This is a genomic window from Nitrosophilus labii (genome assembly GCF_014466985.1).
In the GTDB taxonomy this organism is placed as follows: Bacteria; Campylobacterota; Campylobacteria; order Campylobacterales; family Nitratiruptoraceae; genus Nitrosophilus_A; species Nitrosophilus_A labii.
In genome coordinates this window covers 1,356,270-1,370,403 of sequence record NZ_AP022826.1, presented here as the reverse complement: position 1 = coordinate 1,370,403, position 14,134 = coordinate 1,356,270, and the positions used below count along the sequence as shown (strand labels likewise).

Below are 14,134 nucleotides of genomic sequence, written 5' to 3'. Positions count from 1 at the left end.
AATCATAGTAATTAGGAATTTGGAATTAGGAATTGGTATTTCTAATTCCTGATTCCTAATCTTCATATTTCTTCTAATTCCCAATTCCCAATTACTAATTCCAAGGAAAAATTATGTTTATTGACAGTGTAAAACTGACGGTTAGTTCCGGTAAAGGCGGACAAGGTGCTGTAAGTTTTAGAAGAGAAAAATTTATGCCAAAGGGCGGTCCTGACGGAGGGGACGGCGGAAAAGGCGGAGATATATATTTTGTAGTAGATAAAAATACACATACTCTCTCTCACTTTAAAGGAAAAAAAGTTTTAAAAGCCCAAAACGGTAGGCCCGGTGAGGGAAGAAAAAAACATGGTAAAAATGGCCAGCCTCTTGTTTTGGTTGTTCCTCCAGGAACAGAAGTGAGAGATGCCGAAACGGGAGAACTGCTTCTAGATTTAACAAAAGATGGAGATAGGGTTCTTTTTTTAGAAGGCGGAAAAGGTGGAAAAGGGAACTGGCACTTTAAAAGTCCGACAAATCAAAGACCAACGTATGCTCAACCTGGACTTCCTGGAAAGAGTAGAGATATAATACTTGAACTTAAACTAATAGCCGATGTAGGACTTGTAGGGTTTCCAAACGTAGGAAAATCTACGCTTATATCCGTAGTTTCAAACGCTAAACCTGAAATTGCCAATTATGAGTTTACTACGTTAACGCCTAAGCTAGGTGTGGTGGATGTAGATGAGTTTTCAAGTTTTGTGATGGCAGATATTCCCGGAATCATTGGAGGTGCAAGTGAAGGAAAAGGTTTGGGGCTGAAGTTTTTGAAACATATAGAAAGAACCAAGACTTTGCTTTTTATGATAGATATATCAAGCTACAGAGAGCTATTAACCCAATATAAAATATTGAAAAAAGAGCTTTTGAAATTTAGTGAGCATTTAAGTAAAAGAAGTTATGCTATAGCTTTGACTAAAATAGACTCTATGGATATTGAAGAAGCAAATCAAAAAATTGAGAAATTTATAAAAGATTTAAAAGAAGAGCCGGGCGGCGAAAATATATATGGACTTGATGATAAGTATCTATATTTTTTACAAGATAGAGAAAATATTGATAGAAACCAACCATATTTTATATTTCCAATATCTGCAGTTGCTAATATCAATATAAAACCTTTGATATTTGCTTTAAATGATATGATAAAAATGGAGAGAAAGAGTGAAAAGAGTAGTGATTAAAGTCGGCAGTGCCGTTTTAAGCGAAAATAATAGATTAGCCAAGGAGAGAATGTTAAATCTTGTAGAGTTTTTGGCCGAACTTAATGGAAAAATGGAGGTTATTTTAGTAAGTTCGGGTGCAGTTGCCGCTGGATATACGAAGCTTAAATTAGATAAAAAAGAGCTTCCCAATAAACAGGCCTTGGCAGCTATCGGACAACCTCTTTTAATGAAAGCATATCAAAAAAAATTTGAAAAGTTTGATACTCTTTGTGCCCAAATGCTTTTAAGTGCCGATGATTTTGATAGTAGAAAAAGAACCGAGCATGCTAAGAATGCTATTGAGGTTCTTTTAAAACATAAAATTATTCCTATTATAAATGAAAACGACGTCACAGCAACGGAAGAATTGGTTTTTGGGGATAACGATCAACTCTCGGCACATGCGGCTTTCTATTTTGATGCGGATATGTTGGTTATACTTAGCGATATAGATGGATTTTATGATAAAGATCCGAAGAAAAACGAAGATGCGAAACTTTTAAAAGTTGTTGAAAAAATCGATCCAAAGCTTTTAACAACCGAATGCAATCCTAACTACTCTTTCGCTACAGGAGGAATCGTTACTAAACTTAAAGCTGCTGATTTTTTGCTTAGACGTAGAAAAACTATGTTTTTAGCAAGTGGATTTGATTTAAGTGATGTTAAAAGTTTTTTATTGAAAGGTGAGCATATAGGGGGAACACTTTTTATAAAAAATGAAGAAATTATTGGTTAATTTACCTATCACTATTTATTCATTACTTCATAACAAAAGAGGGAAATCATGCGCGTTATATTTATGGGAACTCCTGATTATGCAACTGCTATACTTGAGGGTATACTTGAAGATAGAGATATCAAAGTAGTATCGGTATTTACACAACCGGATAAACCAGTAGGAAGAAAGCAAATACTCACTCCACCGGATGTAAAAAGATTTTTGCTAGATGGAGGGTATGATATACCGATATATCAGCCCCAAACATTAAAAGATAATGAAGTTGTTGAAAAAATAAAAGATTTAAATCCGGATTTTATAGTAGTTGCAGCATACGGACAGATACTTCCTAGAAACATTTTAGAGATATCTCCTTGTATCAACCTTCACGCCTCATTGCTTCCAAAATATAGAGGCGCAAGTCCAATTCAGCAAGCTTTATTAAATGGTGATAAGATAACGGGAGTTACGGCAATGCTTATGGATGAAGGTCTAGATACGGGAGATATTTTGGGTTATAGCGTTATAGAGATACAAAAAGATGACGTTGCCCCCATCCTTTTTGAAAAACTATCTATTTTAGCAAAGGAGTTGACTCCATACATACTTAAAAATTTTAGAAAAATTGAGCCATTAAAACAGAATGATATTGACGCTAGTTACTGTAAGAAGATAAAAAAGATGGACGGTGAAGTCGATTTTTCTGATGCCAAAAACATATTTAACAAATATAGAGCCTTCTTTTTTTGGCCGGGAATATATCTAAAAAGCGGATTGAAACTAAAAGAGATAAACTTGGTCGATAGTGATAGTATAAACGAAGATGGAAAAATATTGGAGTTTACCGATAAAGGGGCTATAGTTGGTTGCAAAAGAGGAAAAGTGGAGATAGCGAAGGTACAGCCGCCATCTAAAAAAGTTATGGATATTTTTAGTTATCTAAGGGGAAGGAGATTAGGTATTGGAGACAATATATCTTGAAGAGGTTGAATCTACTCAGCTATATCTTATAGATAAGATAAAAAAAAACGAACTGTTACCTCCAGTAGCAGTTGTAGCAAAAAGACAAACAAATGGAATTGGCAGTAGAGGAAATAGCTGGATAGGGGTAGATGGGAATCTTTTTTTCTCTTTTGCTCTAAAAGAGTATCAACTTCCTTCAGATTTGCCCGCTCAATCTTTATCTATTTATTTTTCTTATATTTTAAAAGAGATTTTGTCTCAAAAAGGCTCTAAAATCTGGTTAAAATGGCCGAACGATTTCTATATCGGAAAAAGAAAAATCGGAGGAGTAATAACATCTAAAATTTCAGACGTTTTTATATGCGGAATAGGCCTTAATATCGCTAGTTGCCCCGAAAACTTCGCTAAACTCGATATAGATATAGAGATAAAAGAGCTTGTTGAAATTTTTTTATATAAAATAGAAAAAAAGATTTCATGGAAGCAAATTTTTAGTAAATATAAGTTAGAATTTCAATTGAGTAAAAATTTTACTTTTCATCTTGATGGGAAAAAAGTTTCATTAAAAGATGCAATTCTTTGTGATGACGGTTCTATAGAGATTAATAATAAAAGGATATATTCGTTAAGATGAGTGAGATAATAACTATAGCAAACCAAAAGGGCGGAGTTGGCAAAACTACAACGGCTGTAAATTTGGCGGCATCTTTGGCTCTTGAAAACAAAAAAGTACTTATAATAGACGCTGATCCTCAGGCAAATGCGACTACAAGCTTGGGATATAGCAGAAATGATTATGAATTTAATATCTATCATGTTATGATTGGCTCCAAGAAACTTACCGAGATAATTTTGAAAACTTCTGTTGACAATCTTTATCTTGCTCCATCAAATATAGGATTAGTAGGGGTCGAAAAAGAGTTTTACAGTTCTAAGGCGAAACAAAGAGAATTGGTTTTAAAAGAGAAAATAGACGAAATAGAAGATGAGTACGATTTTATCATTATCGATTCTCCACCGGCGCTTGGACCAATGACTATAAATGCTTTAAGCGCTGCGCATTCTGTAATTATTCCTATCCAGTGCGAGTTTTTTGCTCTTGAAGGATTAGCTCAGCTTCTAAATACTATAAGACTTATTAGAAAAACTATAAACCCAAAACTATCTATTAGAGGCTTTTTGCCTACTATGTATAGCAAACAGAACAACTTATCAAAACAGGTTTTTGCCGATCTTTCACACCATTTCAAAAACAAACTTTTTAAAGATGAAAAAAACTCATCGTTTATAGTGATTCCAAGAAACGTTAAACTTGCCGAATCACCTAGTTTTGGTAAACCGGTTATACTTTATGACAGTAAATCAACTGGAAGTATGGCTTATCAATCGTTGGCAAAAGTGATTTTGGAAAAGTAGTATGGGAAAAAAGAATTTAGGAAGAGGGCTCGGAGCTATTCTTAGCGAAGTTACCGAAGCGTATGAAAAAGAGATTGATATTGATGAAAATAAGATATTAGAATTAGACATAGATACCATAAGAGTTAATCCTTATCAGCCAAGAAAAACATTTGATGAAAAGAGTTTAAAAGAGTTAGCAGAATCTATCAAAAAACATGGTCTTTTGCAACCTATTGTAGTTATAGAAGATATAGACGGTTTTATGCTAATTGCCGGTGAAAGAAGACTCAGAGCCTCAAAAATAGCTGGTTTAGAGAAAATTAGAGCTGTTATTGTCGATATAGAAGAGGATAAATATAGAGAATTAGCGCTTATAGAAAATATTCAAAGAGAGGATTTAGATCCAATCGATTTAGCACTCTCATATAAAGCGCTAATTGAAGATTATGGAATTACTCATGAAGAGCTTTCAAATATTGTTCACAAAAGTAGGACACATATAACTAACACTTTAAGACTTCTTTCATTGTCTAAATATGCTCAGAATGCTTTAAAAGATAAGAAAATTACTACGGGACATGCTAAAGTTCTAGTAAATCTTGATGAGGAAAAACAAAAAATTTTAGTAGACTCAATCATCGGCCAAAAACTAAGCGTTAGAGAAGTTGAAAATATTGTTAGAAAAGAGAAAAGAAGAGAAAATAGAATAGAAAAAAACGATAGATTAGACTTAAGTGAAATTTCTAAAGCTATGAAAAACAGTGGACTTTCATACAAAATCAAAGATAATAAATTAACAATTGTGTTTAAAAATAGTGACCAAATAAGTTACTTTTTGCAAAGTTTTTTAAGAAAAAACTATTAGTTTAATAAAAATATATAATTTAATATGATAAAATTTCAATCAATTTGAAAGGGACAAAGGAGAATATATGCTAAATATTAGTTTTGGGCTGGTGGTTTTTACTGCTGTTGTCTTTTTTATTCTCATTGCAGTCTTAAACAGATGGCTATACAAACCTCTTCTTGGTTTTATGACGGCAAGAGATGAGAGCATAAGAAGAGACATGGAAAAGGCCAAAGAGAATAGCAGCGGTTCAGAAGAGCTTTTAAAAGAGGCTCAAGAGATTATAGCAAAAGCTAAAGTTGAAGCAGCTACGATTAAAGCGGAAGCTGTAAACGAAGCAAAGGAATTTGCTCAAAAGAAACTAGATGAGAAAAAAGCTCAACTAGCTTCTGAGTATGAAAAGTTTAAAGAGAAGTTAAAAAGTGAAGAGGAGGAGCTTAAAGGAGTTCTTCTTTCACAAGCGCCGCTATTCAGAGAGGCTCTAAAGGCAAAATTTAGTAAATTACAATAAGGAGTAAAGGTGAAAGCAAAATTACTGTTTTTAGTGCTAGCTCTTGGGACAATCGCTTTTGCAAGTGAAAGTGGCGGCGGTGCTACGGATATATTGCCGAGAACCGTAAACTTTTTGATTTTTGTTGCTATTATCTATTATCTCTTGGCTGATAGAGTTAAAAACTTCTTCAAAGACAGAAGTGAATCTATAGCAGCGAAACTAGAGAGTGTTCAAGCACAGCTCAAAGAGACTAAAGAGGAAAAAGAGAGAGCTGAAAAAGAGCTTGAAAATGCTAAGAAATTAGCTGCAGAGATCGTAGAAACCGCTAAAAAAGAGAGTATGCTTTTAAGCGAAAAGATTAAAAACGATCTTGAAGAAGAGCTAAAACTACTTGAGAAAATCTTCAATGAAAACTGCGAACTTGAAGAGAGAAAAATGGTGAGAGAAGTTGTGCAAAAGATTCTTGAAGAGACATTTGAAGATAAAAATATTGTTATCAACGAAAAAGAGTTCGTTAATCTTATAGTGAAAAAGGTTGCATAAATGGTAGAGTTGGTATCGAAAAGATATGTAAAAGCATTAGTTGAGAGTTCCTCTAAAAAGGAATTGGAAAAATATAGTAAATATCTTGAACAGTTAAGTAAGGCCTTTGCAGATAAAGATGTAAGAAAAATACTACTCTCACCCGAAATTGATGAAACAAAAAAAGGCGAACTTCTAATAGACTCTTTAAAAGATGCAGATAAAAAATTTGTAAATTTTTTAAAACTTCTTGCTGAGAAAAAAAGAGTCTACTTAATTCCTCAAATTTCTGATGAGTTAACAAAACAACTCTATTTTGTTGAAAACAAATTTGAAGGAAAGGTTTATTCGGAGTTTGACTTAAGTGACAAAGAGTTAAAAGAGATTGAAAACACTTTAAGTAAAAGAGTAGGCTCAAAAATTGTTTTACACAAAGTACCTCATAAATTTGATGGTATAAAAGTAGAGGTTGAGAGCCTAGGTATAGAGATAAGTTTTTCAAGATCTAGGATTAAAAATCAGATAATAGAACATATACTAAAAGCAATATAGAAAGGAGAAAAAGTGGCACATAAATTGCAAGCGGATGAGATTAGCTCTATCATTAAAGAGAGAATTGAAGATTTTGAGATAAAAATCGACATTGAAGAGACTGGAAAAGTTATCTCTTTCGCCGACGGAATAGCAAAAGTTTACGGCCTGAACAACGTAATGGCAGGTGAAATGCTTGAGTTTGAAAATGGCGAAAAAGGTATGGCTGCTAACTTAGAGGAGTCATCAGTAGGTGTGGTTGTCCTTGGTAAGGGTGAAGGTATTAGAGAAGGGATGAGCGTTAAGAGGTTAGGTAAACTTCTTAGAACTCCAGTAGGTGATTCGTTGATAGGAAGAGTTATTAACCCTCTTGGAGAGCCTATTGACGGAAAAGGTCCGATAGAAGCTACAGAGTTTAGATTTGTTGAAGAAAAAGCTCCTGGCATTATGGCAAGAAAATCTGTTCATGAGCCGTTGCAAACTGGTATCAAAGCAATCGATGCACTAGTTCCAATCGGTAGAGGTCAAAGGGAGCTTATTATCGGTGACAGACAAACCGGTAAAACTACTGTTGCTATAGATACTATTATTAACCAAAAAGGGCAAGATGTTATCTGTATCTATGTAGCAATAGGCCAAAAGCAGTCAACTGTAGCCCAAGTTGTTAGAAAACTTGAAGAACATGGCGCAATGGATTACACAATAGTTGTTAACGCTTCTGCTTCCGATTCATCAACTTTACAATTTTTGGCGCCATATACCGGAGTAACAATCGGTGAGTATTTTAGAGATAACGGAAGACACGCTTTGATTATTTATGATGATCTATCAAAACATGCTGTTGCATACAGAGAGATGAGTTTGATTTTAAGAAGACCTCCTGGTAGGGAAGCATATCCTGGAGATGTTTTCTATATTCACTCTAGACTTCTTGAGAGAGCCGCTAAACTAAGTGATGATTTAGGTGCTGGTAGTTTGACGGCTCTACCTATAATCGAAACTCAAGCTGGAGACGTTTCAGCATATATTCCTACTAACGTTATTTCAATCACGGATGGTCAGATTTTCTTGGAGTCTGATCTGTTCAATGCGGGTATTAGACCAGCTATTAACGTTGGTATATCGGTATCAAGAGTTGGTGGTGCCGCTCAGATAAAAGCTATGAAACAAGTGTCTGGAACTCTAAGATTAGACCTTGCACAGTACAGAGAACTTCAAGCCTTTGCTCAGTTTGCTTCAGATTTGGATGAAGCAAGTAGAAAGCAGCTTGAGCGTGGACAAAGAATGGTTGAAGTACTTAAGCAGCCACCTTATTCGCCACTTGCGGTTGAAAAACAGATACTTATCATATATGCTGGCGCTAACGGTTATTTAGATGATATTCCTGTAGAAAAAGTAACCAAATTTGAATCTGAATTGTATCCTTTTGTAGAGGCTAAATATCCACAGATTTTTGAACAGATAAGAACAAAAAAAGCTCTTGATGATGAGCTAAAAGAGTTAATGAATAAGGCAATAGTAGAGTTCAAGGCAACATTCAGCGCCGAATAAGGATACCAAATGGCAAACTTAAAAGATATAAAAAGAAAAATTACGAGTGTTAAAAATACTCAAAAAACAACTAGAGCAATGAAGCTAGTCTCCACTGCAAAGCTTAGAAGAACAGAGGAACTAGCAAAACGCTCTAGAGCCTTTGCTAACGCCATAAATGATACTTTAGCGGAGATAAGTTATTCTATACATAAATATAAAGTAGGCGGCATACAGGGAAGATATTTTGAAGAGATAGAACTGCCTGCGGTAATTGATATTATTTTTATAACCGCTGACAAAGGTTTATGTGGCGGATTTAACTATCAGACTATAAAAGCAGTTAAAAATTTGATCGAAGAGTATGAAAACAAAAAAGTAAAGATAAGACTAAGAGCTATTGGGAAAAAAGGTATAGAATATTTCCAATTTCAAGGAATAGAACTTCACGACAAAGTAGTCGGGCTCAGTGCTTCACCAGACTATAAGCAGGCAGCCGAATTTATCTCTGTTTCGGTTGACGCATATTTAAAGGGTGAAACAGACGGTATTATCCTGGTTCATAACGGATATAAAACAATGATTGTACAAGAGTTGAAAGTTGATCACATCCTGCCTATAGACATCTCAAAAATAGAGATGAAAGAGTCAAACTCTATGATGGAGCTTGAACCAGAAGATGGTGAAAAAGTTCTTGATTCTTTAATCAAAAAATATCTAGAGTATAACATGTATTACTCTTTGATTGACTCTTTAGCAGCTGAGCACAGCGCTAGAATGCAGGCAATGGATGCTGCAACCAATAACGCTAAAGAGATGGTCGAACAGTTGACAATTTCATACAATAAAGCAAGACAAGAATCGATTACTACCGAGCTGATAGAGATAATCAGCGGTATGGAAGCAATGAAATAAGAAATCTAAGGAGATATGAATGTCTGAAATGAAAGGAAAAATCGTTCAGGTTATGGGACCGGTTGTTGATGTTGATTTTGAATCATATCTACCGGCAATTAACGAAGCATTAAACGTTAGTTTTAACGTAGAAGGCGAAGAAAAAAAACTGGTATTGGAAGTTGCTGCTCACTTAGGTGATAACAGAGTAAGAACTATTGCTATGGATATGACCGAAGGTCTTGTTAGAGGACTTGAGGTGGAAGCAACTGGCGGACCTATCAAAGTTCCTGTCGGCGAAGAAGTTCTTGGTAGGATCTTCAACGTTACAGGCGAGACTATAGATGAGGGTGAACCTTTAAAAGCAAAAACTTACTGGTCTATTCACAGAAGTGCACCTGCATTTGAAGATCAAAGTACAAAGCAAGAGATTTTCGAAACAGGTATTAAAGTTGTTGACTTGCTTGCACCTTATGCAAAAGGTGGTAAAGTAGGTCTATTTGGCGGTGCCGGCGTTGGTAAGACAGTTATTATAATGGAGCTTATTCACAACGTTGCGTTTAAACACTCAGGTTACTCTGTTTTTGCCGGTGTTGGTGAAAGAACCAGAGAAGGTAACGACCTATACAATGAAATGAAAGAATCAAACGTTTTAGATAAAGTTGCACTATGCTACGGACAGATGAACGAGCCTCCAGGTGCTAGAAACAGAATTGCGCTTACTGGTCTTACAATGGCTGAATATTTTAGAGATGAGATGGGACTTGACGTTTTGATGTTTATCGATAATATATTTAGATTTGCTCAGGCAGGTGCTGAGATGTCTGCACTTTTAGGACGTATTCCTTCTGCGGTTGGTTATCAGCCTACACTTGCTAGTGAGATGGGTAAACTACAAGAGAGAATTACATCTACTAAAAAAGGTTCTATTACATCAGTACAAGCGGTATACGTTCCTGCGGACGACCTAACTGACCCTGCTCCAGCTTCAGTTTTCGCACACCTTGATGCGACAACTGTTCTTAACAGAAGAATTGCTGAAAAAGGTATATATCCTGCAGTTGACCCGCTAGATTCAACTTCAAGAATGCTTGATCCAAATATTATCGGTGAAGAGCACTATAAAGTGGCTCGTGGCGTACAAGCTGTGCTTCAAAAATATAAAGATCTTCAAGATATTATTGCTATTTTGGGTATGGATGAACTTAGTGAAGAGGATAAACTAATTGTTGAAAGAGCGAGAAAGATAGAGAGATTCCTATCTCAACCATTCTTCGTTGCTGAAGTATTTACAGGCGCACCTGGAAAATATGTTACTTTAGAAGAGACTATAGAAGGATTCAAGGGTCTTCTTGAAGGTAAATATGACGATATTCCTGAAAACGCATTTTATATGGTAGGAAATATTGACGAAGCTCTTGAAAAAGCTGAAAAATTAAAAGCAAAATCTTAAGCAAAGCTCCTGCTTTGCTTTTATAAAGGATTTTAATGGAAACATTAAAATTAGAAATCGTCACTCCTCAAGGACAAATCTTTGACGGGGACGTAAAAAATGTTACTTTTCCAGGTGAAGAGGGTGAATTTGGAGTATTGCCAAAACATGCTTCACTACTTTCTCTTTTAAAGCCCGGAGTTATCGAGTTTGAAAAAGCAGACGGGAAAAAAGAGTCTATTGTTATAAACTGGGGTCATGTAAAAGTTGACGAAAATAAAGCTACAGTGTTAGTTGATAGCGCCGTAGCGTTAGCGGGCGATACTGAAAGTGAAATCGCAAAAGCGATACAAGAGGCCAAAGAATTAGTTGAAAAAGCTAGCGAAAATAAAGCAGCTTTAGCTACTGTAGAAGCGAGAATTGAAAAAGCAGCTAAGAATCTTTAATGAATACTATAGATGTTTTTTTAGATTATCTCTCTAGAAGTAGCTCTATCACGATAGCAGTACTAGTTCTGCTATCGTTGTATTTTATCATTATTAACTGGGTCTTTATATATAGATATTTTTCATTAAAAAAATGGATTAAGCACGAGGATATATCACTAAAATCGTTAATGATGGGTGCAAAGAAACCCTCTCCCGATTCAGTTCTCTCAAAATGTTTTAAAGAGATAGGCAAAGAGGGTAAAGAACTTGCCGATTTTTGTAAATTTGCCGCTACAAAAGAGGCTACTAAAGGATTGACTTTTCTATCAGTAGCTGCATCAACCTCTCCTTTTATAGGATTATTTGGTACGGTTATATCTATTTTGGAAGCTTTTTCCATGCTTGGTACTTCAAAGGCATCTATTGGTGTAATCGCACCCGCGATAGGTGAAGCTTTAGTTGCTACGGCGGCAGGTATATTTGTAGCAATATTTGCTTATTCATATCATCTATTTTTAAAAAGAAAAGGTTTCGAACTAATCTCTTATATACAGATGCAAAGTGATCTGTTACTTTCAAAGTAGGTAATATGTTTAACTGGGAAGAAAAACCGGATTTAAATATTACTCCTTTAGTTGATGTGATGCTAGTAATGCTTGCTATACTGATGGTTACTACTCCTGCGTTAATTTATGAAGAACTTATAGAGCTTCCTAAAGGCTCAAAAACTAAGGTTCTTCAAAAAAGTGAGTCCTTAGAGATCAGAGTAGATAAAAAAAAGATTATTTATCTTAAGAAAGATAGATTCAATTTTAACAATTTTGCAGATAATTTTATATTAATAGCTTCAAAATATGATAAAAAATCTCCCGTTTATATCAGAGCAGACAAATCTTTGTCTTACGGTGATGTTATGTTTGTTTTAAAAACCGTGAAAGAAGCCGGCTTTGCTAAGGTGTCTTTGGTAACAGATGGATAACAAAAAGCTTTTTTTAATTTCAGGTGCCGTATCTATTGCTATTTATATTGCTGTTTTTTTAGCTGTTTTGTTATATTTTCTTAAAACTCAAGAAACGTTAAAGAAATTTACTATTAAACAAAAAAGTGTAGAGGTATCACTTGTAGAGGCGCCAAAATTTAAAAAGATTATAGAACAGAAAAAAGATAAGATAAAAAAGAGTGAAAAACCGGTAAAAAATAAAAAACAAAAAGTAAAAAAAAGAGTTGGTTCTAAAAGTCCTAAAGATGAAGTGGATATTGCAAAACTTTTTTCCACGATTAAAACACCAAAGAAGAGTAAAAAAAAGATAGTAAAATCTACCAAAAAAAGTTCTACTCCGCCTAGCAGGTTTAAAGGTCAAAATATCAGAAGAACTGAATCAGCGCAAGAGATCTTGAAAAAAATGAACATAAAAGACGTTAGCCGTGTTTTAGCAAAGTCCAATATAGAAGCTGTGAATGGCGAAGATGATCCTTATCTATCTAAAATATATGAAATATTATATAAATATTGGCTTCCTTCGCAAGAGAGCGCCGGCAATAGAGCCAAAGTAATGATAAAAATCGATTTTAATGGCAATTTTGATTATAATATTATATTTTTTTCAAGTAGTGAAACTTTTAACAAAGAATTGGTAGAATATCTAGAATATTTAAAAACTAAAAAATTTCCTCAACCAAAAGAGGGAAAAAAAGAGATAACGGTATTTTTTGAAGCAAAAGAGTAAAATTAATATATAATACTTTTACTTGATTTGTTAATATATTTTTTTTGAACTTAATCTCCATCAACCATAAAGAAAGGTACGAAATGGTAAGAATCTTACTACTGATATTTTTTTCTATCGCTCTTTTTTCAAAAGATTTAACAATGGAAATAATCAAAGAGGTAGAAAAAAAACCTCTAATTAGTGTTGAAGACGCTTCAGCGATTTTTAGCGATTCTATTAACAAAAAGTTTTTCAAACTTTTAGTAGCCGATTTGAAGGTAACTTCTCATTTTAATGTGGATGAGAGTTATAGAACAGCTATATTTGATACATCTTTTGATTTTTCTAAATATCCAAATAACGATTTGATAGTTAGATTTGAACTTACTTTTGATGATTATGGAAGTTTATTGTCTAGAGTTAAACTTTTTAATATTAAAACTTCAGAGATAGCCTTTCAGAAAACATATAAAATTAACGATATCAAAAGATATCCCTTTTTAGCACATAAAATAGCATGTGATATCAATGATTACATAGGCGCTCCACCAGTCGATTGGATGAGAAGATTTGTGATCTTTTCAAAATATACTTCCGCTAAAAATGCAGAAATTGTTGTGAGCGACTATACTTTAACGTATCAAAAAACGATTATTAAGGGTGGACTAAATGTCTTTCCTAAATGGGGTGATAAAAACCAAAGAACTTTTTATTATACGGCTTACGAGAGAAAACCGACTCTATACAGAGTAAATCTATATACAGGCGAGAGAAAAAAGATTCTCTCTAGTGAAGGTATGATAGTATGTTCCGATGTTAGTAAAGACGGGAAAAAACTTCTTGTTACTATGGCGCCTAGCTATCAACCGGATATTTATATTTACGATTTGAGAACGAAAAGATTAAAAAGAGTGACAAGATATCCTGGGATTGATGTTAATGGAAACTTTATAGAAAACGACAAAAGAGTTGTTTTTATATCTGATAGGTTGGGATATCCAAACATTTTTGCAAAATCGATAGAGGGAAGCGCCGTTGAAAGACTTGTGTATCACGGAAAAAATAACAGTTCTTGTTCGGCATATGGACACTATATCGTATATTCAAGTAGGGAAACGGACAATGAGTTTGGAAAAAATATTTTCAATCTATATTTGATTTCGACTAAAAGCGATTATATAAGAAGGTTAACGGCTACCGGAGTCAATCAGTTTCCTAGATTTTCCGTAGATGGAGAAACGATACTTTACATAAAACATCTAAAAAATCAAAGTGCTCTCGGTATAATTAGACTAAACTATAATAAAAGTTATCTATATCCTTTAAAAGTGGGTAAAATCCAATCTATAGATTGGTAAGGATGAGGTAGAGGTGTACTTAAGAAAAATAGTGGTAAAATAAAAAAAAGTTTTTTGAGAAGGAGAAATA

The 14,134-nt window shown here is 34.3% G+C and carries 17 protein-coding genes; all 17 read left to right on the top strand.

From position 1 onward, the window contains the following. Nucleotides 1–113: 113 nt before the first annotated feature. The 17 genes from obgE (at nt 114) to tolB (ending at nt 14,064) form a co-directional block, all read left to right on the top strand. Complete coding sequence (gene obgE, locus NIL_RS06855; RefSeq protein ID WP_187647066.1) at nt 114–1,220, top strand: GTPase ObgE; 1,107 nt, start codon at nt 114–116, stop codon at nt 1,218–1,220. Further along, nucleotides 1,201–1,977, top strand: coding sequence for a glutamate 5-kinase (proB, locus tag NIL_RS06850; protein WP_187647065.1), 777 nt, complete (start codon nt 1,201–1,203; stop codon nt 1,975–1,977). The genes obgE and proB overlap by 20 nt, the downstream gene beginning before the upstream one ends. A 48-nt stretch (nt 1,978–2,025) precedes the next feature. Further along, complete coding sequence (fmt, locus tag NIL_RS06845) at nt 2,026–2,940, top strand: methionyl-tRNA formyltransferase (protein ID WP_187647064.1); 915 nt, start codon at nt 2,026–2,028, stop codon at nt 2,938–2,940. Continuing rightward, on the top strand, nt 2,921–3,556 hold the full coding sequence (locus NIL_RS06840; protein WP_187647063.1) for a biotin--[acetyl-CoA-carboxylase] ligase: 636 nt from the start codon (nt 2,921–2,923) through the stop codon (nt 3,554–3,556). The genes fmt and NIL_RS06840 overlap by 20 nt, the downstream gene beginning before the upstream one ends. After that, entirely contained in the window at nt 3,553–4,338 is a 786-nt protein-coding gene (locus NIL_RS06835; protein WP_187647062.1) for a ParA family protein, read from the top strand. Before NIL_RS06840 ends, NIL_RS06835 begins: the two co-directional genes overlap by 4 nt. A gap of 1 nt (nt 4,339) precedes the next feature. Further along, entirely contained in the window at nt 4,340–5,185 is an 846-nt protein-coding gene (locus NIL_RS06830) for a ParB/RepB/Spo0J family partition protein (protein ID WP_187647061.1), read from the top strand. Between the two features lie 67 nt (nt 5,186–5,252). Then, complete coding sequence (locus tag NIL_RS06825) at nt 5,253–5,678, top strand: F0F1 ATP synthase subunit B family protein (protein ID WP_187647060.1); 426 nt, start codon at nt 5,253–5,255, stop codon at nt 5,676–5,678. Between the two features lie 9 nt (nt 5,679–5,687). After that, a complete protein-coding gene (locus NIL_RS06820; protein ID WP_187647059.1) occupies nt 5,688–6,203 on the top strand; it encodes a F0F1 ATP synthase subunit B in 516 nt (171 codons plus the stop codon). Then, on the top strand, nt 6,204–6,734 hold the full coding sequence (locus tag NIL_RS06815) for a F0F1 ATP synthase subunit delta (protein ID WP_187647058.1): 531 nt from the start codon (nt 6,204–6,206) through the stop codon (nt 6,732–6,734). Between the two features lie 12 nt (nt 6,735–6,746). Next, nucleotides 6,747–8,264, top strand: coding sequence for a F0F1 ATP synthase subunit alpha (gene atpA / locus NIL_RS06810; protein ID WP_187647057.1), 1,518 nt, complete (start codon nt 6,747–6,749; stop codon nt 8,262–8,264). Between the two features lie 9 nt (nt 8,265–8,273). After that, a complete protein-coding gene (gene atpG, locus NIL_RS06805) occupies nt 8,274–9,158 on the top strand; it encodes an ATP synthase F1 subunit gamma (RefSeq protein ID WP_187647056.1) in 885 nt (294 codons plus the stop codon). A gap of 28 nt (nt 9,159–9,186) precedes the next feature. Then, on the top strand, nt 9,187–10,590 hold the full coding sequence (gene atpD / locus NIL_RS06800; RefSeq protein WP_187648609.1) for a F0F1 ATP synthase subunit beta: 1,404 nt from the start codon (nt 9,187–9,189) through the stop codon (nt 10,588–10,590). Nucleotides 10,591–10,625: 35 nt separating this feature from the next. Then, nucleotides 10,626–11,015, top strand: coding sequence for an ATP synthase F1 subunit epsilon (gene atpC, locus NIL_RS06795; protein WP_187647055.1), 390 nt, complete (start codon nt 10,626–10,628; stop codon nt 11,013–11,015). Then, nucleotides 11,015–11,581, top strand: a complete 567-nt coding sequence (locus tag NIL_RS06790; RefSeq protein ID WP_187647054.1) for a MotA/TolQ/ExbB proton channel family protein — start codon at nt 11,015–11,017, stop codon at nt 11,579–11,581. Before atpC ends, NIL_RS06790 begins: the two co-directional genes overlap by 1 nt. A 5-nt stretch (nt 11,582–11,586) precedes the next feature. Continuing rightward, nucleotides 11,587–11,976 carry a biopolymer transporter ExbD gene (locus tag NIL_RS06785; RefSeq protein ID WP_187647053.1) on the top strand — a complete coding sequence of 130 codons (390 nt, stop codon included), beginning with the start codon at nt 11,587–11,589 and terminating at the stop codon, nt 11,974–11,976. Further along, a complete protein-coding gene (locus NIL_RS06780) occupies nt 11,969–12,724 on the top strand; it encodes a TonB C-terminal domain-containing protein (protein WP_187647052.1) in 756 nt (251 codons plus the stop codon). Before NIL_RS06785 ends, NIL_RS06780 begins: the two co-directional genes overlap by 8 nt. 83 nt (nt 12,725–12,807) lie before the next feature. After that, complete coding sequence (gene tolB / locus NIL_RS06775) at nt 12,808–14,064, top strand: Tol-Pal system protein TolB (RefSeq protein WP_187647051.1); 1,257 nt, start codon at nt 12,808–12,810, stop codon at nt 14,062–14,064. The last annotated feature ends 70 nt before the right edge of the window (nt 14,065–14,134 follow it).